This window comes from Herbaspirillum sp. Sphag64, assembly GCF_014192645.1.
Classification (GTDB): domain Bacteria; phylum Pseudomonadota; class Gammaproteobacteria; order Burkholderiales; family Burkholderiaceae_D; genus Herbaspirillum.
The window spans coordinates 53,908-72,439 of sequence record NZ_JACHYE010000011.1 but is presented as its reverse complement, the minus strand read 5'-3'; the positions used below and the strand labels follow the sequence as shown (position 1 = coordinate 72,439).

Sequence of the window (18,532 nt, the reverse complement as noted above, 5' to 3'; positions counted from 1 at the left end):
ATGAGCAGCACACTACCTCTGGCAGTCGCCATCATGGGCCCCACCGCGTCCGGCAAAACGGCGGCCGCGCTGGAGATCGCCAGACATCTGCCCTGCGAAATCATTTCCGTCGATTCCGCACTGGTGTATCGCGAAATGGATATCGGCACCGCTAAACCCAGCGCAGCTGAACTGGCCAGCGTACCGCACCACCTGATCGACATCCTCGACCCCAGCGAATCCTATTCGGCCATGCAATTCCGTCAAGATGCGATACGGCTGGCGCAAGAGATTCGCGCCCGTGGCAAGCTGCCCTTACTGGTTGGAGGCACCATGCTGTACTTCAAGGTATTGCGCGACGGCCTCGACGAACTGCCGCAGGCTGACCCGGCGCTACGCGCCGAACTCGATGCTGAAGCCGCCCGTGACGGCGTTCCCGCACAACACGCGCGACTCGCCACGCTTGACCCGATCACCGCTGCCCGCCTCAAGCCGAACGACAGTCAGCGCATCCAGCGCGCACTGGAAATCATCACCCTCACCGGCCAACCGATGTCCGCACTGCTGACACAAAAAAGCGCCACCGAACTGCCATTTGAACTGCTGCCACTAGCACTAGAACCGGGACAACGCGCCGTACTGCATGAACGGATTGCCCAGCGTTTTGACCAGATGCTGGCGGGTGATAGATTGCTGGAAGAAGTCCGCCGCCTGCGCGCCCGTGGCGACCTGCATCTGGGTCTGCCATCGATGCGCTGCGTCGGCTATCGTCAGGCGTGGGAATATCTGGACGGTCAATACGATGCCAAGGAACTGCGCGAGCGCGGCATCATTGCCACCCGCCAATTAGCCAAGCGACAACTGACGTGGTTACGTTCGATGCCAGACCGTATCGTCATTGATTGTGACCGCAGCGATGCAACGCAACAGGTGCTGGAGCAAGTACTGGAAGCGGTGAACAATCAGGCAAACGAAGGAACGAGTGCCTGACTTCACCCAGGGAATTGCAGAGGATCAATGCGCAACGACGGCATTTACCGGCTTGGCAAGCGGGTTGATGCCCTCACGGCGATCCAGACGCCCCGCCAGCGTGGTGAGCGCAAGTGCCCCGAGCACGACGATCGCACCGATCCACGGTGTGGCCAACAAGCCAAGATGCGCCACAATCAAGCCACCGCCCCATGCACCACCGGCGATACCCACATTAAACGCCGCGATATTCAAGCCTGAAGCCACATCCACCGCCTCCGGCGCATCCCGCTCTGCACGTTGCACCACATACACCTGCAGACCCGGCACATTGCCAAACGCAAAAGCCCCCCACACCAACACCGTTGCCAGCGCCTGCCATTTGCCGGGCGCAGTGAAAGTAAAAACAAACAGCACCAGCGCCAACAGAAAAAACACGATCTGCAATGCCCGGACCGGTCCCTTCTTGTCCGCCAGTTTGCCGCCCCAGATGTTGCCGAATGCGACCGATACCCCATACATCAACATCACAAGGCTAACGCTCGAAGCCGAGAAACCGGACACTTCCTGCAAGATCGGCGCCAGATAAGTGAAGGCGATAAACGAGCCGCCATAACCCAAGGCAGTCATCGCATAGACCAGCAACAGCCGTGGCTTCTTCAGCACCGACAACTGCGTCAACAAGGAAGAAGGTTTGCTGTTCGCAATCGTATTGGGCACCAGAATCCAGCTACCGATCAACGCGATGACCCCGAGTACCGAGACCGCAAGAAACGTCGACTGCCAACCAAAGGTCTGCCCGATGAAGGTGCCCAGCGGCACGCCGGTCACCAACGCCACCGTCAAGCCGGTAAACATCATCGCAATCGCACTCGCCGCCTTCTCCTTAGGCACCAACCCCGTCGCAATGGTCGAGCCAATAGAGAAAAACACCCCATGCGCCAGACCCGTCAGCACCCGCGCCGCCATCAAGGCCTCATAGCTCGGTGCTTGCCACGCCACCAGATTACCCACGGTAAACAAGGCCATCAAACCCAGCAGCAAATGCTTGCGCGCAACACGCCCCGTCAATGCCGTCAACACCGGTGCGCCAACTGCAACCCCCAACGCATACAAACTGACCAGCAAACCGGCCGAGGGAACAGAAACGCCAAGATTGGCAGCAATGGTCGGGATCAGGCCGACGATGACAAATTCCGTCGTCCCAATGGCAAAGGCGCTGAGGGTCAGCGCCCAGAGTGCGATAGGCATGATATTCCTTTCAGGTTAAACAAGATGCCTCGCAGTCTGCACCGTGCTCTACCAAAGAAAAATCAGCTTGATTACAATACACTTTTGACTGCGAGTCACAAATGCTCACTTTTGAGGTACTCAAGGCCTTCGTTGCCGTGATCGAGACTGGCTCATTTTCTGCCGCTGCCGAACGTCTGGAGCAGACGCCATCCGGCATCAGCCGCGCCATATCAAGACTGGAATCCCAACTAGGCATGACCCTGATCACGCGCACCACGCGCCGCCTCGACTTGACCGAAGAAGGTCAATGGCTACTTGTGCGCGCCAGACAAATGTTGACCGAGCTAGAGGCCATGGAAGTCCACCTCAGCTCCCGCCTTTCCGCCCCTTCCGGGCTGGTCCGCGTGAGCGCGGCAACACCGGTACTGGACCACCTCATTGCGCCATGGATGGCCGAGTTCATGGACCGATATCCGCAGGTAAGGCTTGAGCTTTTCAGTGGTGAGACGGTGATTGATTTAATCGAAGCACGCATTGACCTCGCGATTCGTATTGGACCGTTAGCCGATTCAACGCTCAACGCCAGACACCTCGGCACCAGCCGTCTACGCCTGCTCGCCTCGCCCGCGTATCTGGCGCGCCACGGCACACCAGCGCGCCTCGAACAGCTGGACGCCCATCGCCTGCTCGGCTTCACGACACCGGCCTCCCTCAATATCTGGCCGCTGTCGCAACAGGCGGCAGATGGTGTATCGATCCACCCCACCATTGCCGCCTCCAGCGGCGAGACATTGCGGCATTTAGCAATAGCGGGTGCGGGCATTGCGTGCCTGGCAGATTTCCTGACACGCAACGACATTGCCGAGGGCCGCCTGATCCCGCTGCTGGAAACGCAGACATTGCCCTGGAGCCAGCCTGTATGGGCGGTCTTCTACAAACAGGAAGCCTTGGCACCGCGCATTGCCGCGTTGGTAAATTTTCTGGCGCAGAAGCTGACGGGGGTATTGGATAGGTGATCAGGTGAGGAATTTACGTACCTTGGCTCAAATTCTCTTGACAAGCAACAAGGTCGAAAGCATAATCATGGGCTTGCTTTTGGTGATATAGCTCAGTTGGTTAGAGCACAGCACTCATAATGCTGGGGTCGGTGGTTCAAGTCCACCTATCACCACCAAATACACGTTCAAAGAGATTCTTTAACGTCTTAAAACCCGCCTCAAGCCATGTGCTGATGCGGGTTTTTTGTTTGATAGGCGCTTTTAGCATCCATTGAAATCCAATATCTTTGACAGTATGCTTGACGGTATCAACCAATAGCGTCAAACAGATACCGTCAACATGCCAAAACTAGCAACACCACTGACAGACATCCAGCCCCGCACAGCCAAGGCAAAAGACAAACCCTACAAGCTGACAGACGGCGGCGGCCTCTACTTGCTAGTAAATACAGATGGCGCTAAATACTGGCGCATGGACTACCGACTAGCCGACACTCGCCGGACATTAGCCTTCGGCAAATACCCTGAAGTTTCCCTTGCCGAGGCACGCGATAAGCGCATGGCAGCTCGCAAGTTACTAACGCAGAAGATTGATCCCAGCCAAGACAAAAAGAACCGAGAGCGTGCGCGAAACGAAGCCAACTCCAATACCTTTGAGGCGATAGCACGCGAATGGCACACCAACAAACTCGAAAGCTGGCAGCCTCGCACCGCCGCCAACGTTATGCACCGCCTCGAGCAGGACGTATTTAGGCTGATTGGACACCTTCCTATCACCGAGATAAAAGCGCCGATCATCTTGGATGTTCTGCGACGAATTGAAAAGCGCGGTGCGCTAGATATGGCAAAACGTCAAGGTCAGGTACCCGCCCAATACGCATATTCTGCTTCCTGATGGAGCTGAGTCTCATTACCTGTCAACAGAAGTTTGCACCGTCGATATCTAATGACTTTCACATGTTCTGGATACCATCTGCGCATCCAAATCAAGTCAGCCATGAGCAGGTCATAGCGCTGATTTAGACTAGCCTCGCCCCAGTCGAGGTATTCGTGATGGAAACATGGAGGCACACCTCGCCAAGTTAGCTCGCTTGACAGAATGTATGCGGCCAGTCTCTTATTATTTGCGAACGATTCACGGAATCGGCCAATAAGTTCTTCGCGTCCAAGTGCTTCTATACGTTGCCGCGCAAAATCTAAATGCTCAGGTGCTACCTTACGCAACAACGATGCAAGAGGAACGAAGCCCTGCGCGATATCCGCTACTGGGCTTCCCGAAATCATCAGCGCATTTTCCTTGGCGAAGCAATAAGCTGCGCTACTTCGCAGTCAAATTGTTCACCAAGTGTTCTGTAGCCGCTAGGCGCGATGCGTTTAATACCTTCGCTCAAGGACTCTGGACCAAAGCTCAGCAACAGATTCGCGGCCTGCTCACGCAGCTTACTGTTTGCGTTGACAAGTGCCAGCAGTTCGTGAAGCTCAGACACATGGGCGCTCAACAAGCGGTTAATAAGATCGTTGTCCGTCAAGCCGGTCAGCATAGTGTGCGCTTGTAGTAATTCGGACGTATCGTCATCAAGGTTGATGTGATGGATCATGATCAGTCCTTTGAGGTAAACAGATGCGCAGCACCGGGAGTATGGTTTTTGATGCACAAGAACGGCTGAGCCGTCTTCCCATCTGCAGAAAATACCTTATCTCGGTAGCCAACAATCAACGTGAACGATCCAAATGCTGCGTTTTCTTCGACGATCTCCGCACCTGCGAGTTCGATCTCAAGCTCCTCGTCATCGATTGGATAATAGCCATCGCCAATAATTGGGTGCCAGATAGAAGGGCCCCTCATACGACGCCCCCTTTGATATCAGCTCGGGAGGCTGCGACGCGAGTGGCGATCCATTCGTCAATTTCGGATTCCAAGAATGCAATCCTCCGTTGTCCGATCAAGATCGGTTTGGGGAAGCGTCCGTCTTTGATAAGCTTGTGGCGCAGGCTGCGCGAAATTGATGCTTTTTTGTCGGCTGCATCGCCGGTAAGAAGTGTTGCCATGTCTTATAACCTTTCTGTGTATGTGTCGCCGTATTTGGCAGCACAGAAAGAATCATAAAATCGTAGACCCCCTCCTCGGAGACAGGAAGTGCTGAGATCGCGTCTCCATAACGAAGTTGAAGAAATTGCAGCCCATCCCTCCTTTGTGTGCCGCCATAGATCGCCTTTGTCGTAAATGTCCAACATCGCTGGCAATCACATTTATTTATTTTGCATAGCTGCTACCAACTGTAGACGACCAAACGCGACTCATCGATATAGCAAATTTTTTTAACGGTATTGGTGACGGTATGCGATACGAAGAAATAGGAAAAACCCTATATCTTCAAGGGTTACAGCGCACTATCAAAGTCCACCTATCCCGTTGATTCCGAAAGGGTCAACGGCTTTTTTGTTGGTTTTTTGACTTAGCTCGACCAGAGCATTCATATTGACGCAGTGAACGAACTACTTTTTAATCAATGCACAAAATCCCTCACTCCAAAGACATTGTTTTTAATTTCTGACTGCAGCCCTTACCTCATCAAGGGTTCTCCAACGCCGAGAGGAATGGACTACTCGATGGCAATTAGCACATAGCAACGCCAAATCTTCGAGCTTAGTCGTATCGCCTTCCTTCAACGTATGGACAGGCTTAGTATGGTACCGGCAACAGTGCCCATACACCAGCGCCTTTTCCATCAACTGAATAAAAAAGCGGCTGACCACTAAAACCCGACGACTCTCGGGCATGTGCCTGAATTTCTCTTTGAATAATTTTTTTCCAAGAATTAGGTAACGCGCTTCCCCTAATACGTTTTATCTCTGCGTAGATTTGATCATAGGTTGCCGCTCCGCCTAAATTTGAGAGTGCTGCAACGATATCGCTAATCCAGGTAGCCATAAATTATTGGTTTTCTTTGGTAGACATTGAGTCAGATGAAAACAAATAATACACGCTGCATCTAGAATTATTTCTACGTGTGTTACCAAATTTAGCCTATAAAACATATGTTGTTTTACGAGATCGGTACCAGAGGCTTTCACAGTCATGAAGTTGAAATTTTCGACCAGATAGGTATCACTGCAAAACACCAACACTGACTCCGATCGCAAATCACTGTACCCGCCATCAAGCAACACAGCGAAAAACAGCCAAATCAGAATCAGACAAAAACCATTGACCCCTCTTTTAGCACCCGCTATTCTTGGCGCGTCCCTGATAAAGAGGGGAACGGGTTTGGCGACCTGGTAAGAATATCGGCGAAAGGCCGCGAATCGATGCGGCCTTTTGCTCTGCTATCGCACGCCTCCATGGCGGGCCTTGGCAGGGATACCTTCGGGTATGCCGGTCTTCGATATTCTTCCGGTTCGCCAACCCTGTCTTGTGCCCGCCACCCTCACCCTGAGGAGCTGACGGGTTCTGTCTTGCACCTACGGAGGCTTCATGACACACATCGATAGCAACACCAGCAACGCACACGACGCAGCACAACACACCCAACCCGATCCCACCCATCAAGATTTTCACTGGATAGAAGGCATGCAGCAAGGCAGCCTCTACGGCAACTTGCTGGAGACCACGCTGGATGTTTCGGCGGGGATTCACGCTTGCCTGCAACTGTTTTATGCACGTCAGCTTGAACAGGAGGCGAATGAGGATGCTGATCCAGAGGCTACTGCAGCACCAGCCATCGGCGTGGTTCATGCCGATCAATTGATGCGGCTGGCGATTGCTTCAGCAGGTTTGCTGCGCGACGAAGCACGGCGGCAGGTGGAGGCGCTCAATGAGGACGAACAAATGGCGACTGCGACTTAACCGTTGTCGCGAATTGCGTTTTAAATTCTTCTGCCTGTGATAATCAGCGCCTTCATTTTTTCCACAAACGGCGGCGCTTTACCTTTTAGTAAAAAAATTTGGATTCTTCAGTCAGTTCCGAGACGGCGCCCGAAGCAAGCCTTCCAGTTTCAGGGCCGTTTTCTCCTCATCGATTGGCGTGTAGACAATGAGTTTCATGTCTGGCTGATCAGACACGGCCAAGGTGGTGTACTCGAACGTCATGCGACCGCTCTTCGGATGCTTGATGCGCTTATGCCCAGTGAATGGGCGTAGCACGTCATGCCTGGGCCACCACTCCCGGAACTCGATACTGGCTTCCATCAGCGTGGTAATCAGCCGTTCGAAGTCGGGATCGCCGACATAGCGGGCACTATCGGCACGGAACATCGCCAGTGATGCAGGTGCGAGTTTGTCCCAATCAACCAGCAAACGACGGTGCGCAGCGTTTGCAAAGACCTGATGCATGATGTTTCGCTCGTCGCCCTGAAGCTTGCCGTAGTCGCCAAACAGCACCTCGGCAGCACGGTTCCAGGCAAGCACATCCCAGCGACGGCCCAATACATAGGCAGGTTGACTCGTCAGACTATCGAGCATCCGCCGCAACGGCTCCTCCACCCGTTCGGGACCTGTCAGGGCGGCCTCCGGTGGCTGCCGGTTGTTCAGGACGAAAAGATGCCGCCGTTCGGCGGGATCGAGCTTGAGTGCGTCGGCAAGTGCCGATAGCACTTCAAGCGAGGGATGCACATCACGTCCCTGCTCAAGCCAGGTGTACCAGGTAGTCCCTACGCCAGCAAGCAATGCAACCTCCTCGCGTCGCAGTCCTGGTGTTCGTCGGCGGAATCCATCAGCCAGCCCGACGCTGGCAGGCGTCAGCTTTTCGCGGCGGGAACGCAGGAAGGCCCCAAACTCGCGGCGACGAATTTCGAAGGTGGTCGTAAGATCGCTCATACCCTCATCATAGCAGTATCAATACCATGATAGACCAGAAACTGTTTGTGCAACCGAGATAGGGGAACAATGCCATCAACGCTATTAAGTTCAGAAGAGGTGGGCAACATGGGGCTGAAAGAAAAGACGATATTGATTACAGGATCGACCGATGGCGTCGGGCGCCGGGTTGCCCAACGGTTGGCAAAGTCAGGGGCGACCCTGTTGATCCACGGCCGCAACCGTGCACGGGCCGAGGGTCTGCTGACAGAGATTCGCAATTCAGGTGGTAGCGGAACTTTCTATCCAGCCGATTTTTCTTCGCTATCACAGGTGCGTGCACTGGCAGAAGCCATTCGACGAGATCATGACCATCTTGACGTGCTGATCAACAATGCTGGGATCGGCGTTGGCGTTCCGGGTTCGTCACGGGAGGTAAGTCGCGATGGCTACGAGTTACGCTTCGCGGTGAACTATCTTTCCGGCTTCCTGCTGACGCGCCTTCTCCTGCCGATCCTGCAACAAAGTCACTCGGCCCGAATCGTCAACGTCGCATCGATTGGCCAACAGTCGATCGACTTCGCCGACATCATGCTGACGAATGGCTACAGCGGTGCGCGAGCCTATTGCCAGAGCAAACTCGCGCAGATCATGTTCAGCTTCGATCTTGCCCGTGAACTGGACGGATCGGGCATTCCCGCGAACAGCCTGCACCCGGCGACCTACATGGATACCACTATGGTGCGCAAAGATGGCATCTCACCGATCAGCACCGTTGATGAAGGGGCCAATGCCATCCTCCATCTTGCTGTTTCCAGCGAGATGGATGGAATGAACGGTCTGTATTTCGACGGACTTCAGCCACGACGGGCCAACCCACAGGCCTATGACGCTGCTGCGCGTGAGCGCCTGCGATCGATCAGTCTCGAACTTGTCGGCTTGCCGAAAGCCCATCAGGGAGCATCAAACGGCGCCTCATAACTTCAGTCATGCAATCGGTCTTTCCCACCGTAGTAACCGCTTCATCTTTCAACCATTAGAAAAGGAAAACTCATGTCAATCCAACACACCGTCATCATCGGAGGATCGACCGGCATTGGCTTTGCAACTGCTCGACAGCTTCTTGCCCTGGGCCACAAAGTCACGATCACAGGTCGTACCGAACAGCGATTGGAAGCGGCGAAGAATGAATTGGACGGTGATATTGCAGTCCTCGTTCTTGATGCCGCTGACACGGAAAGCCTACCCGATGCCTTCGCAAGCATCGGCGCATTCGATCACCTCGTACTGTCGCTTGGTAGCGGCAAAGGAGCGGGACCATTCGCATCGGTCAGCCTCGAGGAAGTACGGCAGGGTTTCGAGGAAAAGGTTTTCCCCCACTTTGCCACGGCACAGGCCGCACTCCCCTCGTTGCGCAAGGATGGCAGTATCACGTTCATCTCTGCGGTGACCGCTCAGGCCGCGATGCCTGGGACAGCCGGGATCGGTGCAGCTAACGCAGCGATTGCCGCACTTGTCCCCATCCTCGCAGCAGAGTTGCGTCCTCTGCGGGTCAATGGGGTTTCTCCTGGTGTGATCGATACGCCCTGGTGGGATTTTCTGACGGACGAGCAGAAAGCTCCCGTTTTTGCCAACTATGCCGCCAAAACGCCAGTCGGGCGCGTGGGACAACCACAAGACGTTGGGCAGGCCATCGCTTTCCTTATCTCCAATAGCTTTATCAGCGGAGACATCATCACTTGCGATGGCGGGTTGCGCTTAGGCAGCTAGTCAGGCATGACTAGTTCGAAATGCGGCACCAGCGTAAAGGTGCCAGTCGCTCTGCTCAGCGGATGAAGCACGCCGCTGCTGGAATGAGCCCGCGATTTCAGTGTCGCCTACACGACAGGGACTTGGCGCGAGGTATGTATCTTTACGAGCATAGGCGCTGCTATGACGAAATCGTGGAATACCGCAATGCGCTTTGCTGTCACAGTAAATTGATTCCGAAAGGGTCAACGGCTTTTTTGTTGGAATTTTTTGTTCGGTGTGGCACAAAACCCGGGAATTTCCACCTTAGATCGTACTGATTTTGGGCTAGGGTCACGCATGGCGCGACGAGCGGCGCCGTGCGCTTGACATCAAACCAGGCCGAACATCAGTCCGGCAGCACCTCGTTGCAGCAAGCATGAGACTTGCTATCGGTTATCGAAACAATCACGTTAATATCCACTTTTTCAATAAAAATTTTGGAGAATGACCATGATTGAGCCGCAATCGTCAACAGGAATATCTACCATAATCCATGGGGGGGGGGGCAATTCTCGCCCAAGTAGTACTGCTTTGAGCACACAAACGAAACAGGTGAGCATTTCCGGGTGCGTATTAGAACCCGGGGCTTCTCGAGTAGACCAACGGACGGAAAGGAATTGCTTCAGCATGTTAATCAGCAACGTGAGGACATATTTCCCCCCCTCAACAGAACGCATCAAATTCCGAAGACTGCACTCGGGTAAAATCATCGAATTCCAACGACTCCACTCGGTTAAAAGAAGCGATAGACGAAGGAAACATCGAAGGCGTGCGTCAGATGCAGAAAAATGACGAGCTTTTGCATGAATTGAAAATAGACGGCAAGTCGGCCCACGAATACGCAAAAGACGACGATGAACCCGCGATCGCTAAACTTTTGCTCAAAAAGCCTGATTGTAGTGATCTCGAGTCATCCCAGCCCCTGCGTTTATAGTCATATCGATGAAAAAAATCGCTAAGATAGATCGTAATTAAGAAAATTTTTTGCCTCCATTTTTACCTCGATGAATCTGAAAGCATTGACCAGACGGCGCTTACATAGATCTATTCCCACCTATCCAGTTTTCACTGGATAGTAGGCATCCAGCAAGGCAACCTCTACGGCAACTTGCTGGAGACGACGCTGAAGCCGACGTTTCTAAAAAACATCCTGGCTTTAAGCAAGGCGATGGGTTTCAAGATCATTTTTCAGCATCTTGAATTTGTGGAAAATCCAGCTTCTTCAGAAATGGCGCCACTTCCTTCATCCAGATAGGTGCACTTTCAATCCCGTGGAAGAAGCCGTGACCGTCCTTGCGGTAAGGCGGTGCCACGATGAAACGCACGTCGACGCCTGCATCTTGATACGCTGCAAATAATTGTTTGGCTAAAGCAGCGTAGAAGGAGTGATCATTCTCTGAATAAAACCAGAGCATTGGCACATGCGTTGTCTTGGCATAGCGAGAGAAAGCATCGACCAGATTCGCGGTTTTACAGACATTGTCCACACCGCGTGCGCCACGCCCGCCTGCGAAATTGATCACACCAACCACACCAGGCACATTTTCGCTGGCTAAGGCCAGTGATCCAAACCCACCACCAGACTGGCCAACCAGGACAATACGCGTGGTATCAATGTAGGGCTTGGTACGGGCATAGTCGATAGCAGCGGCGATATCCTGTGCGGTCTTGAGCCCGGCTCCGTAGTAGTCCGGATTGTCACAACTGCCGTAGCTATCTGCCGCAATACCATCCGATTTACCAAAGCCCCGGCGCAATGGATTGAGCACCACAAAACCTAGCTGCGCAAATAGACGTGCATGCTCTTTGTAGACATCAGTGACGTAGCGATTCTCGGCACTGGTGCGCGGCGTGCCATGATTGATCACGATCAAGGGAAACGGCCCAGGCCCGTCCGGTCGAAATTCGGTGGCGACCATATTGTCGGTGGAGTTGCCAAAAAGTCCCTTTTCAACGACGGGGATATTGACGCTTACCTCGGCAATCTCGGCATGCGACTGCCCGTACAGCAACAAGGACACTGCAGCAAAGAGCACCTGCTTGAATAGTTTCATCAGTTTTCCATTTCCTGCTTAAAGCACTTTTTCATAGGCACCATCCAAATGGATTGACCACTCATTGATTACCGCTGCCGCTACTGAAGCTATGCTTCGACGACCATGAGTTGCTGATATTGGTCTGACTTTGGTTGGATTGGCTAAAGCCGCTTGCATTGCTACCGCTTTGCTGCTGTGATGTGTTCGAGCCGCTGGTGTTGTTATAGGTATAACCACCACTACTGCTGGTGGAGCAGGCAGTGACCGTGAGCATGATCGTGACGACGAGGAAAAGAAGTGCTGTGTTTTTCATGGCGCAACATCCCTGACAATATGAGCAACGCAGATTGTAGATGGTCACATCCGACATTTCCACCTTCCGAGCTGTTTCAGCGTCCGAATCTTCTGGTTTGACCTACTTGGTGGTGTAAAAACCGGATCAGGCACGCGACTTGCCTAAGTGAACCAGCCAAGCTGGCGCTTGAATTTTCCACGCGGCTGCTCGGCAAATCACGCCTGATCAACTGTTGCTTCGACTGACAATCAAGCACCACGGTTTATCCGATGAGAAGGATGAATTGTAAAATAGCGCCCTGGTTGAAAGATCGCGACATCGGCAACGCCTCAGGACGGTGCAGGTGGACAACATTTTTTGTTGATGAAGGTGTTACTTCGTCAATTGTTTATAGCATTTCATTACATATTTCACTCCAAGGGAGAAGCACCATGTCGTTCAAGAAATTAGTTTTACTCGCCAGCAGCGCACTGGCTTTTGCATTGCCAGCGGTCGCGGCACATGCCGCCGATCAGACTTATGTTGTCGGCGCCGGTGGGACCTACCGCCCGTTTGAATTCGAAACCGCAAAGAAGGAACTGGTCGGCTTTGATATCGATATCATCAAGGCAATCAGCGTCGCTTCCGGCTTCAAGATCAAACTGGTCAGCACGCCTTGGGAAGGCATTTTCGCGACCGTCAATCAAGGCGACCGCGATATTCTGATTTCCGGTATCACCATCACCGACAAGCGCAGCCAGATGGTCGACTTTTCTTTACCGTATTTCCCTGCGGAGCAAGTCATCATCGTTGGCGACGGCCCGAAGGTCAGCGGCTTGGCTGACTTGAAGAAGCTGCAGGTTGGTGTGGTCAATTCCAGTACCGGCGACATCGTGGTGTCGGATGAAATTGGCAAGAACAATGTGGCGATTCACCGCTTCGACAATACCCCGCTGATGCTGGAAGAACTTTACCGTGGCGGCGTCGATGCTGCTGTGGGCGATGTCGGTGTGATCAAGTTCTATATCAAGAGCCACCCTGAAAAGAAATTCAAGGTTGTCGGTGATGCCAAGTTCACACGCCAGTATTTCGGCATAGCGGTACAAAAAGGCAACAAGGTATTGCTCGACAAGATCAACGCCGGCCTGAAGAAAATTGTTGCCGATGGTACTTATGCCAAGATCTACAAGGAATGGTTTGACGACAACGTGCCGACACTGCCACTGCAATAATCCGCGCAAGATCTGATTTCATCTACCGGATTTCACTATGTTTTCTTCATTCCAATGGCAAATCATTGGCGAGTACCTGCCCTTGTTCATCGAGGGTACCTGGATGACGCTGAAGACCGCAATCATTTGCGTGATCACCGGCACCTTACTGGGTCTCGTGCTGGGTGTGGGCCGTCTGGCCGAGGCCAAGCACGGATTTTATAAGTACTTCCTGCGGTATGCAGTGCAGTTGCCGACACGTTTTTACGTCAGCTTCTTTCGTGGCACGCCGCTGTTCGTGCAAATTCTGCTGATCCATTTCGCCTTGATGCCGTTGTTGATCAATCCTGCCAATGGCTGGATCGTCAGCGGCGATCTGGCAAGGGAGATTCGCTCGCAATACGGCGCCTTCCTGTCGGCAGTACTGGCGATCACGCTCAATTCAGGCGCTTATGTATCGGAAATTTTCCGGGCTGGTATCCAGTCAATTGACCGCGGTCAGAGCGAGGCCTCGCGTTCGCTGGGGATGAGTTATCTGCAGACCTTGCGCAAGGTGGTATTGCCGCAGGCGTTCCGACGCATGCTACCGCCGCTGGGAAACAACGCTATCGCCATCGTCAAGGATTCCTCCCTGGCGTCGGCAATTGGTCTGGCTGAACTGGCTTATGCAGCACGTACGGTATCCGGGGCTTATGCGCGCTACTGGGAACCGTATCTGACGATCTCGCTGATTTACTGGGGCATCACTCTGCTTCTGTCGGCGTTCGTCGAGCATCTTGAAAAGCGATATGGCAAAGGTGATGCACGGTGATACACGTTAAACAATTACAAAAAAGCTATGGTAACGCGCATATCCTGCGCGGCATCGATTGCGATATCGCAGAGAGCGAAGTGGTCTGCGTGATCGGTCCGTCGGGGTCAGGAAAGAGCACCTTCCTGCGTTGTCTGAACGGTCTGGAAGAAGCCTCAGATGGCGATATTCTGGTCGATGGCGTCAAGGTCAATGATCCCTCGATTGACCTCAATGCGATGCGGGCTGGTGTTGGCATGGTGTTTCAGCGCTTCAATCTGTTTCCGCATATGTCAGTGCTGGAAAATTTAATCATGGCCCCGATGCAGGTCAAGAAGATGTCGCGCAAGGAGGCAACGCTGGTGGCAGAAAAGTTGCTGCTAAAAGTTGGCCTGCTGGACAAGATCGATGCGTTTCCCAACCAATTGTCGGGCGGCCAGCAACAACGTGTCGCGATCGCACGGGCGCTGGCGATGGAACCCAAGGTCATGTTGTTTGACGAGCCAACTTCGGCACTCGATCCGGAACTGGTGGGCGAAGTGTTGGCGGTCATGAAAGCGCTGGCCAGTGAGGGAATGACGATGGTGGTCGTCACCCATGAAATGGGGTTCGCACGCGATGTATCGGACCGCGTGTTCTTCATTGATCAGGGCGTCATCATGGAGCAAGGACCACCGCAGCAGGTGTTGGGCGATCCACATCATGAACGTACCCGGGACTTTCTGCGCAAGGTACTCCTGTAGCGGACTTTCACCGATCCTGAAATCGTGCGGGCCGCATGCCCCTCCGAGGTGGCATCGGTCCACATGTTGCCAATCACTGTGCAGTGATTGGCAACCATAACAACAACGTACTCAAAACTGTCCCCACGAATCGGCGCCATCGGCAGTCAATGCGAGTTTGCGATTCGCCGCACTAATAGCCACCTCTTTACTGCTCATGTTCCTGGCAATGCCTACAGACTTCGGTGTGGCATTGATGGTGGGGCTGAACACCCTCGAGTTGCTGATCGTTGGCGAGACGCTGTTACCAATGCGCTCGCCAGAATTGAGCTTGAATACACTGACTGCCTGCTCCAGCTGCTGCGCCTGCTGCTGCAACGCTTGCGATGCGGCAGCAGCTTCTTCGACCAGCGCAGCATTTTGCTGTGTTACTTCGTCCATTTGCGTCACTGCCTGTGTGACCTGACCGATACCTTCACTTTGCTGACGACTGGCAGCGCTGATTTCTGTAACGACGTCGGTGACGTGCTTCACGCTGGATACCACCTGCTCCATCGTGGCGCCCGCCTGGGCGACCAACTTACTGCCGTCTTCTACCTTGGCAACCGAGTCTTCAATAAGGACCTTGATTTCCTTGGCCGCTGCGGCACTGCGTTGCGCCAGACTACGCACTTCCGATGCCACGACGGCAAAGCCGCGTCCTTGTTCACCTGCGCGCGCCGCTTCCACGGCAGCATTCAAGGCCAGGATATTAGTCTGGAAGGCGATGCTGTCGATGACGCTGATGATGTCAGCAATTTTCTTGGAGCTGTCGTCGATACCTTTCATCGTTTCCACCACCCGTGCGACCACCTCGCCCCCCTGAATGGCGATACTGCTGGCACTTTGGGCAAGTTGGTTCGCTTGCAGCGCGTTGTCCGCGTTTTCGCGAACCGTGGCGCCTAACTGCTCCATGGAAGCGGCGGTTTCTTCCAGCGAGCTGGCCTGACTTTCGGTTCTGGTGGAGAGGTCCATGTTCCCCTGCGCAATCTCCTTGCTGGAGGTGGTGACGGCGGTGGCACCAAAGCGAACCTTTTCTACTACGCGTAGCAGGTTGTCCTGCATCTCTTTCATGGCAAGTAGCAGGACGCCCAACTCATCCTTTCTGCCAGTGTTGATTTTGTGGGTTAAATCACCTACCGCGATTTTCCCGGAAATATCGACCGCCTGATCTAGCCCTACTGTAATGGAACGAATGGTGTACAAGGCAATGAATGCACCACTGACAATCATGATCAACAAGAGCATCAAGCCGCTGTAGATTGCGACTTGTGCAATCTGCCTTGCCTCCTCAGCCAATTCTTGCGAGCGTGTGATTTGCACAGTACCAAGGTGACGCATGGCAGAAAAATAAGGCTCCTGCGCCTGTTTGAGTGTCGTCAAAAGAACATTGATGGCCCCCTCCATGTCTTGCCTGGCGATGAGATCGTTCACCTTGGTCGCCTGGATGATGTAGAGGCCACGTTTTTCCTCAATCTCGGTGATGGTTTGTTTCTCCTTGGGCAGGTTCACGAGCTTGACGAGCTGACGCCAATCCTGGTTGCTTTTTTCGATCAGATCAGCGACCGCTTTTTTGTTCTCGCTCTGGCGCGCTGGGTTCTGACTGATGATGGATTCCCGGATAAGTACCGCCGACGACACTGCATTGTGACCAAGGTCTTGTACCAGTGCCATTTTGGCGATACGGTCATTGACCATCTCGTTCATGCCTTTTGACAAGGTGTCGATGCGCAGTAGGAGATAAATAATGAGCGCCGTAGAAAGCGCCAGAACGACTAAAAAACCTGCTCCAATTTTTGTGGAAATTTTCATTTTTCTTCTCTGGGTGAGGACAGCAAAGCCGCCAACGCAAGCAAAGCGCTTTACAGTCGCTTTACGCTTGATTCATAGACGACTGACTTTGTACAAACGGCAATACCTGAGCACAAGGCAGGGGGCGGCTATAGTAGTAACCTTGGATTTCGTCACATGACAAACGCTTTAGCCATTCGCGCTGTTCATGTGTTTCCACTCCTTCGGCAATGACATCGATACCCAGCGTATGTCCGAGACCAATCACCGCCTCGACGATGGCGGAATCCTGCGAATGCGGTTTGAGCTGACGGACGAATGACTGATCGATCTTGAGCTTGTTGATGGGAAAGCGTTTCAGATAGGACAGGCTGGAGTAACCAGTCCCGAAATCGTCAATCGATAGTTTCAGTCCGAGTGCACGCAAGTGATGTAACTGCTTGATGGCAGATTCAGTCTGCTCCATGACAGCACCTTCTGTAATTTCAAGCTCCAGCGAGGTTGGCTCGATTTGTGTTGCCTGTAAAAGGCGTTCGATCTTGGGCAGAAAATCGGGATGCAGGAACTGGCGCGGCGCAATGTTGACGGCAATGACAACATGCTCACCGGTCAAAGCGCGTAACTCACGGATTTTGAGGCAAGCGCGTTCCAGAACCTTGTCACCGATGGCAATGACCAGACCAGACTCTTCGGCGATGGGGATAAAGTCAGCAGGTGAAATCAACGTGTCGCCGCGACGCCAGCGCACCAATGCTTCGAAACCGATCAGGGCATCGTCCCGCAATCGCTGCTGCGGCTGATAGTGGAGCTCCAGTTCCTCACGCTGAAGTGCATGCATCAGTTGTGCCTCCAACTCCACCCGGCGTTGCGTCTCCTGGTTAAGCTCTTCGGAATAAATCACCAGGGTGTTGCCCCCGGCTTCCCGCGCCGACTGTAGCGCCGCATCGGCATTACGTAGCAACGTGGCCGGCTCGCCGCAATGGTGGGGATATTCCACCGCCCCCAGACTCAGACTGGGAAATACTTCATGCTTACGGTACACGAACGGCGAACGCATCGTTGTCTGCAACGCCTTACGTGCCATGTCGAAAGCCGACGTATGCGCAGGATGAGGATAAAGTATTACGAAATTGGCACCATCAAGCCGGTACACTTCTCCCTGATGTGCTGTCGCAGTCGTGTGGAGTCGACATGCAATGTCCACAATCATTTGATCGGCAAACTCATAGCCGTAGGCGCCAATCACCCTTTCAAAACGATCGACACTGCCTAATATCAATGCGTGCGTCTGGCCACGCAGACTCCGCAATCTGCGCTCCAGCGCACGACGATGGCCCAGCCCCGTCAATGGGTCATGTGCAGCCTGATGCGCCAGCGCATCTTCGGAACGAAAACGGGCCCAGATGTGATACATCAGGAACATTGCGGTAAGAAGCGCAAGAAAATTAAACCAGTGCACCAGATGGGCGACTCGCCGTAGGCTGCTGTTGATCAAGCCATCTTCGCGCAGCAGTTCCTGGATATCGGTCATCGCTGGAGATATGGCTTCCCACTGTATCAGTGGCGCCACAGCGCTGTGGATATTTTGAACTGTACTCTGCATCACCAGAGAAAGACTGATCCCGCAGGCAATCACCAACAACAGTAAAGCGTAGATGAACATACGCAACTGCTTGCGCAGACGCTGATTCACGCCATCCATGAACACATCTTCAGAAAACGCCGAGAGCAGCTTGAGGCGTATTTCCTTGGGGAAGAATGCTGCGAGTGCGGCGTTTCTGGTCGCACATCCAATTGGCACTGTGCGTTGTGGCATTGTAGGCTGGAGCTCTTCGCTGACCGCTTCCGGTCCCGGATTGTTCATCTTTCCTCCACATTAAACCGCCGTCGCTTCCGATATAGCG

At 53.5% G+C, this 18,532-nt stretch carries 20 protein-coding genes and 1 tRNA gene; 10 read left to right on the top strand and 11 right to left on the bottom strand.

The features are described 5' to 3' along the window. Positions 1–969, top strand: coding sequence for a tRNA (adenosine(37)-N6)-dimethylallyltransferase MiaA (gene miaA, locus FHW66_RS16290; protein ID WP_183380875.1), 969 nt, complete (start codon positions 1–3; stop codon positions 967–969). A gap of 24 nt (positions 970–993) precedes the next feature. On the opposite strand, the gene FHW66_RS16285 is transcribed toward miaA, so the two are convergent. After that, positions 994–2,199, bottom strand: a complete 1,206-nt coding sequence (locus tag FHW66_RS16285; protein WP_183380874.1) for an MFS transporter — start codon at positions 2,197–2,199, stop codon at positions 994–996. 101 nt (positions 2,200–2,300) lie between these two features. Between FHW66_RS16285 and FHW66_RS16280 the strand changes: the two genes are divergently transcribed. The 3 genes from FHW66_RS16280 to FHW66_RS16270 all read left to right on the top strand — a co-directional run bounded on the left by FHW66_RS16280 (position 2,301) and on the right by FHW66_RS16270 (position 4,074). Further along, positions 2,301–3,197, top strand: coding sequence for a LysR family transcriptional regulator (locus FHW66_RS16280; RefSeq protein WP_183380873.1), 897 nt, complete (start codon positions 2,301–2,303; stop codon positions 3,195–3,197). An 81-nt stretch (positions 3,198–3,278) separates the two neighbouring features. Next, positions 3,279–3,355 (top strand) — tRNA-Met (locus tag FHW66_RS16275). Between the two features lie 164 nt (positions 3,356–3,519). Further along, positions 3,520–4,074, top strand: a complete 555-nt coding sequence (locus FHW66_RS16270; protein WP_183380872.1) for an integrase arm-type DNA-binding domain-containing protein — start codon at positions 3,520–3,522, stop codon at positions 4,072–4,074. A gap of 388 nt (positions 4,075–4,462) precedes the next feature. On the opposite strand, the gene FHW66_RS16265 is transcribed toward FHW66_RS16270, so the two are convergent. The 5 genes from FHW66_RS16265 to FHW66_RS16245 all read right to left on the bottom strand — a co-directional run bounded on the left by FHW66_RS16265 (position 4,463) and on the right by FHW66_RS16245 (position 6,111). After that, entirely contained in the window at positions 4,463–4,777 is a 315-nt protein-coding gene (locus FHW66_RS16265) for a hypothetical protein (RefSeq protein WP_183380871.1), read from the bottom strand. Positions 4,778–4,779: 2 nt separating this feature from the next. Next, complete coding sequence (locus tag FHW66_RS16260) at positions 4,780–5,025, bottom strand: hypothetical protein (protein WP_183380870.1); 246 nt, start codon at positions 5,023–5,025, stop codon at positions 4,780–4,782. Next, positions 5,022–5,228, bottom strand: a complete 207-nt coding sequence (locus tag FHW66_RS16255) for an AlpA family transcriptional regulator (RefSeq protein ID WP_183380869.1) — start codon at positions 5,226–5,228, stop codon at positions 5,022–5,024. Before FHW66_RS16255 ends, FHW66_RS16260 begins: the two co-directional genes overlap by 4 nt. A gap of 495 nt (positions 5,229–5,723) precedes the next feature. Continuing rightward, complete coding sequence (locus FHW66_RS21245) at positions 5,724–5,909, bottom strand: HNH endonuclease (RefSeq protein ID WP_370543518.1); 186 nt, start codon at positions 5,907–5,909, stop codon at positions 5,724–5,726. Further along, positions 5,863–6,111 carry a hypothetical protein gene (locus FHW66_RS16245; RefSeq protein WP_183380929.1) on the bottom strand — a complete coding sequence of 83 codons (249 nt, stop codon included), beginning with the start codon at positions 6,109–6,111 and terminating at the stop codon, positions 5,863–5,865. The genes FHW66_RS21245 and FHW66_RS16245 overlap by 47 nt, the downstream gene beginning before the upstream one ends. A gap of 543 nt (positions 6,112–6,654) precedes the next feature. Here FHW66_RS16245 and FHW66_RS16240 point away from each other — a divergent pair. Then, on the top strand, positions 6,655–7,026 hold the full coding sequence (locus tag FHW66_RS16240) for a hypothetical protein (RefSeq protein WP_183380867.1): 372 nt from the start codon (positions 6,655–6,657) through the stop codon (positions 7,024–7,026). Positions 7,027–7,137: 111 nt separating this feature from the next. Here the strand turns inward: FHW66_RS16240 and FHW66_RS16235 are convergent, their stop codons facing one another. Continuing rightward, positions 7,138–7,995, bottom strand: coding sequence for a helix-turn-helix transcriptional regulator (locus FHW66_RS16235; protein ID WP_183380866.1), 858 nt, complete (start codon positions 7,993–7,995; stop codon positions 7,138–7,140). A 108-nt stretch (positions 7,996–8,103) separates the two neighbouring features. On the opposite strand from FHW66_RS16235, the gene FHW66_RS16230 reads away from it, so the two are divergent. Further along, positions 8,104–8,955, top strand: coding sequence for an SDR family NAD(P)-dependent oxidoreductase (locus FHW66_RS16230; protein WP_183380865.1), 852 nt, complete (start codon positions 8,104–8,106; stop codon positions 8,953–8,955). 72 nt (positions 8,956–9,027) lie between these two features. Next, the gene (locus FHW66_RS16225) at positions 9,028–9,744 is read left to right on the top strand and encodes an SDR family oxidoreductase (RefSeq protein WP_183380864.1); all 717 of its coding nucleotides are present in this window, start codon (positions 9,028–9,030) and stop codon (positions 9,742–9,744) included. A 1,202-nt stretch (positions 9,745–10,946) separates the two neighbouring features. Here FHW66_RS16225 and FHW66_RS16220 read toward each other — a convergent pair. Then, positions 10,947–11,819: a dienelactone hydrolase family protein gene (locus FHW66_RS16220; protein WP_183380863.1), complete on the bottom strand. Its 873-nt coding sequence runs from the start codon at positions 11,817–11,819 to the stop codon at positions 10,947–10,949. Between the two features lie 61 nt (positions 11,820–11,880). Beyond that, the gene (locus tag FHW66_RS16215; RefSeq protein WP_183380862.1) at positions 11,881–12,114 is read right to left on the bottom strand and encodes a hypothetical protein; all 234 of its coding nucleotides are present in this window, start codon (positions 12,112–12,114) and stop codon (positions 11,881–11,883) included. 413 nt (positions 12,115–12,527) lie between these two features. On the opposite strand from FHW66_RS16215, the gene FHW66_RS16210 reads away from it, so the two are divergent. Genes FHW66_RS16210 through FHW66_RS16200 form a run of 3 tightly spaced genes read left to right on the top strand, consistent with a single transcriptional unit; the run spans position 12,528 to position 14,819 of the window. Beyond that, entirely contained in the window at positions 12,528–13,307 is a 780-nt protein-coding gene (locus tag FHW66_RS16210; RefSeq protein WP_183380861.1) for a basic amino acid ABC transporter substrate-binding protein, read from the top strand. Positions 13,308–13,344: 37 nt separating this feature from the next. Beyond that, on the top strand, positions 13,345–14,097 hold the full coding sequence (locus tag FHW66_RS16205) for an amino acid ABC transporter permease (RefSeq protein ID WP_183380860.1): 753 nt from the start codon (positions 13,345–13,347) through the stop codon (positions 14,095–14,097). Further along, positions 14,094–14,819, top strand: coding sequence for an amino acid ABC transporter ATP-binding protein (locus FHW66_RS16200; protein ID WP_183380859.1), 726 nt, complete (start codon positions 14,094–14,096; stop codon positions 14,817–14,819). Before FHW66_RS16205 ends, FHW66_RS16200 begins: the two co-directional genes overlap by 4 nt. Positions 14,820–14,930: 111 nt before the next feature. On the opposite strand, the gene FHW66_RS21135 is transcribed toward FHW66_RS16200, so the two are convergent. Continuing rightward, positions 14,931–16,649 (bottom strand): methyl-accepting chemotaxis protein, encoded by a 1,719-nt coding sequence (locus tag FHW66_RS21135; RefSeq protein WP_183380858.1) that lies wholly within the window; start codon positions 16,647–16,649, stop codon positions 14,931–14,933. Between the two features lie 61 nt (positions 16,650–16,710). Continuing rightward, positions 16,711–18,492 carry a bifunctional diguanylate cyclase/phosphodiesterase gene (locus FHW66_RS16190; protein WP_183380857.1) on the bottom strand — a complete coding sequence of 594 codons (1,782 nt, stop codon included), beginning with the start codon at positions 18,490–18,492 and terminating at the stop codon, positions 16,711–16,713. Positions 18,493–18,532: the final 40 nt, after the last annotated feature.

What these genes read in the sequence shown, in the direction of transcription:
- miaA (WP_183380875.1), top strand. Translation starts at nt 1, where the DNA reads ATGAGCAGCACACTACCTCTGGCAGTCGCCATCATGGGCCCCACCGCG.
- FHW66_RS16285 (WP_183380874.1), bottom strand. Translation starts at nt 2,199, where the DNA reads ATGCCTATCGCACTCTGGGCGCTGACCCTCAGCGCCTTTGCCATTGGG.
- FHW66_RS16280 (WP_183380873.1), top strand. Translation starts at nt 2,301, where the DNA reads ATGCTCACTTTTGAGGTACTCAAGGCCTTCGTTGCCGTGATCGAGACT.
- FHW66_RS16270 (WP_183380872.1), top strand. Translation starts at nt 3,520, where the DNA reads ATGCCAAAACTAGCAACACCACTGACAGACATCCAGCCCCGCACAGCC.
- FHW66_RS16265 (WP_183380871.1), bottom strand. Translation starts at nt 4,777, where the DNA reads ATGATCCATCACATCAACCTTGATGACGATACGTCCGAATTACTACAA.
- FHW66_RS16260 (WP_183380870.1), bottom strand. Translation starts at nt 5,025, where the DNA reads ATGAGGGGCCCTTCTATCTGGCACCCAATTATTGGCGATGGCTATTAT.
- FHW66_RS16255 (WP_183380869.1), bottom strand. Translation starts at nt 5,228, where the DNA reads ATGGCAACACTTCTTACCGGCGATGCAGCCGACAAAAAAGCATCAATT.
- FHW66_RS21245 (WP_370543518.1), bottom strand. Translation starts at nt 5,909, where the DNA reads ATGGAAAAGGCGCTGGTGTATGGGCACTGTTGCCGGTACCATACTAAG.
- FHW66_RS16245 (WP_183380929.1), bottom strand. Translation starts at nt 6,111, where the DNA reads ATGGCTACCTGGATTAGCGATATCGTTGCAGCACTCTCAAATTTAGGC.
- FHW66_RS16240 (WP_183380867.1), top strand. Translation starts at nt 6,655, where the DNA reads ATGACACACATCGATAGCAACACCAGCAACGCACACGACGCAGCACAA.
- FHW66_RS16235 (WP_183380866.1), bottom strand. Translation starts at nt 7,995, where the DNA reads ATGAGCGATCTTACGACCACCTTCGAAATTCGTCGCCGCGAGTTTGGG.
- FHW66_RS16230 (WP_183380865.1), top strand. Translation starts at nt 8,104, where the DNA reads ATGGGGCTGAAAGAAAAGACGATATTGATTACAGGATCGACCGATGGC.
- FHW66_RS16225 (WP_183380864.1), top strand. Translation starts at nt 9,028, where the DNA reads ATGTCAATCCAACACACCGTCATCATCGGAGGATCGACCGGCATTGGC.
- FHW66_RS16220 (WP_183380863.1), bottom strand. Translation starts at nt 11,819, where the DNA reads ATGAAACTATTCAAGCAGGTGCTCTTTGCTGCAGTGTCCTTGTTGCTG.
- FHW66_RS16215 (WP_183380862.1), bottom strand. Translation starts at nt 12,114, where the DNA reads ATGAAAAACACAGCACTTCTTTTCCTCGTCGTCACGATCATGCTCACG.
- FHW66_RS16210 (WP_183380861.1), top strand. Translation starts at nt 12,528, where the DNA reads ATGTCGTTCAAGAAATTAGTTTTACTCGCCAGCAGCGCACTGGCTTTT.
- FHW66_RS16205 (WP_183380860.1), top strand. Translation starts at nt 13,345, where the DNA reads ATGTTTTCTTCATTCCAATGGCAAATCATTGGCGAGTACCTGCCCTTG.
- FHW66_RS21135 (WP_183380858.1), bottom strand. Translation starts at nt 16,649, where the DNA reads ATGAAAATTTCCACAAAAATTGGAGCAGGTTTTTTAGTCGTTCTGGCG.
- FHW66_RS16190 (WP_183380857.1), bottom strand. Translation starts at nt 18,492, where the DNA reads ATGAACAATCCGGGACCGGAAGCGGTCAGCGAAGAGCTCCAGCCTACA.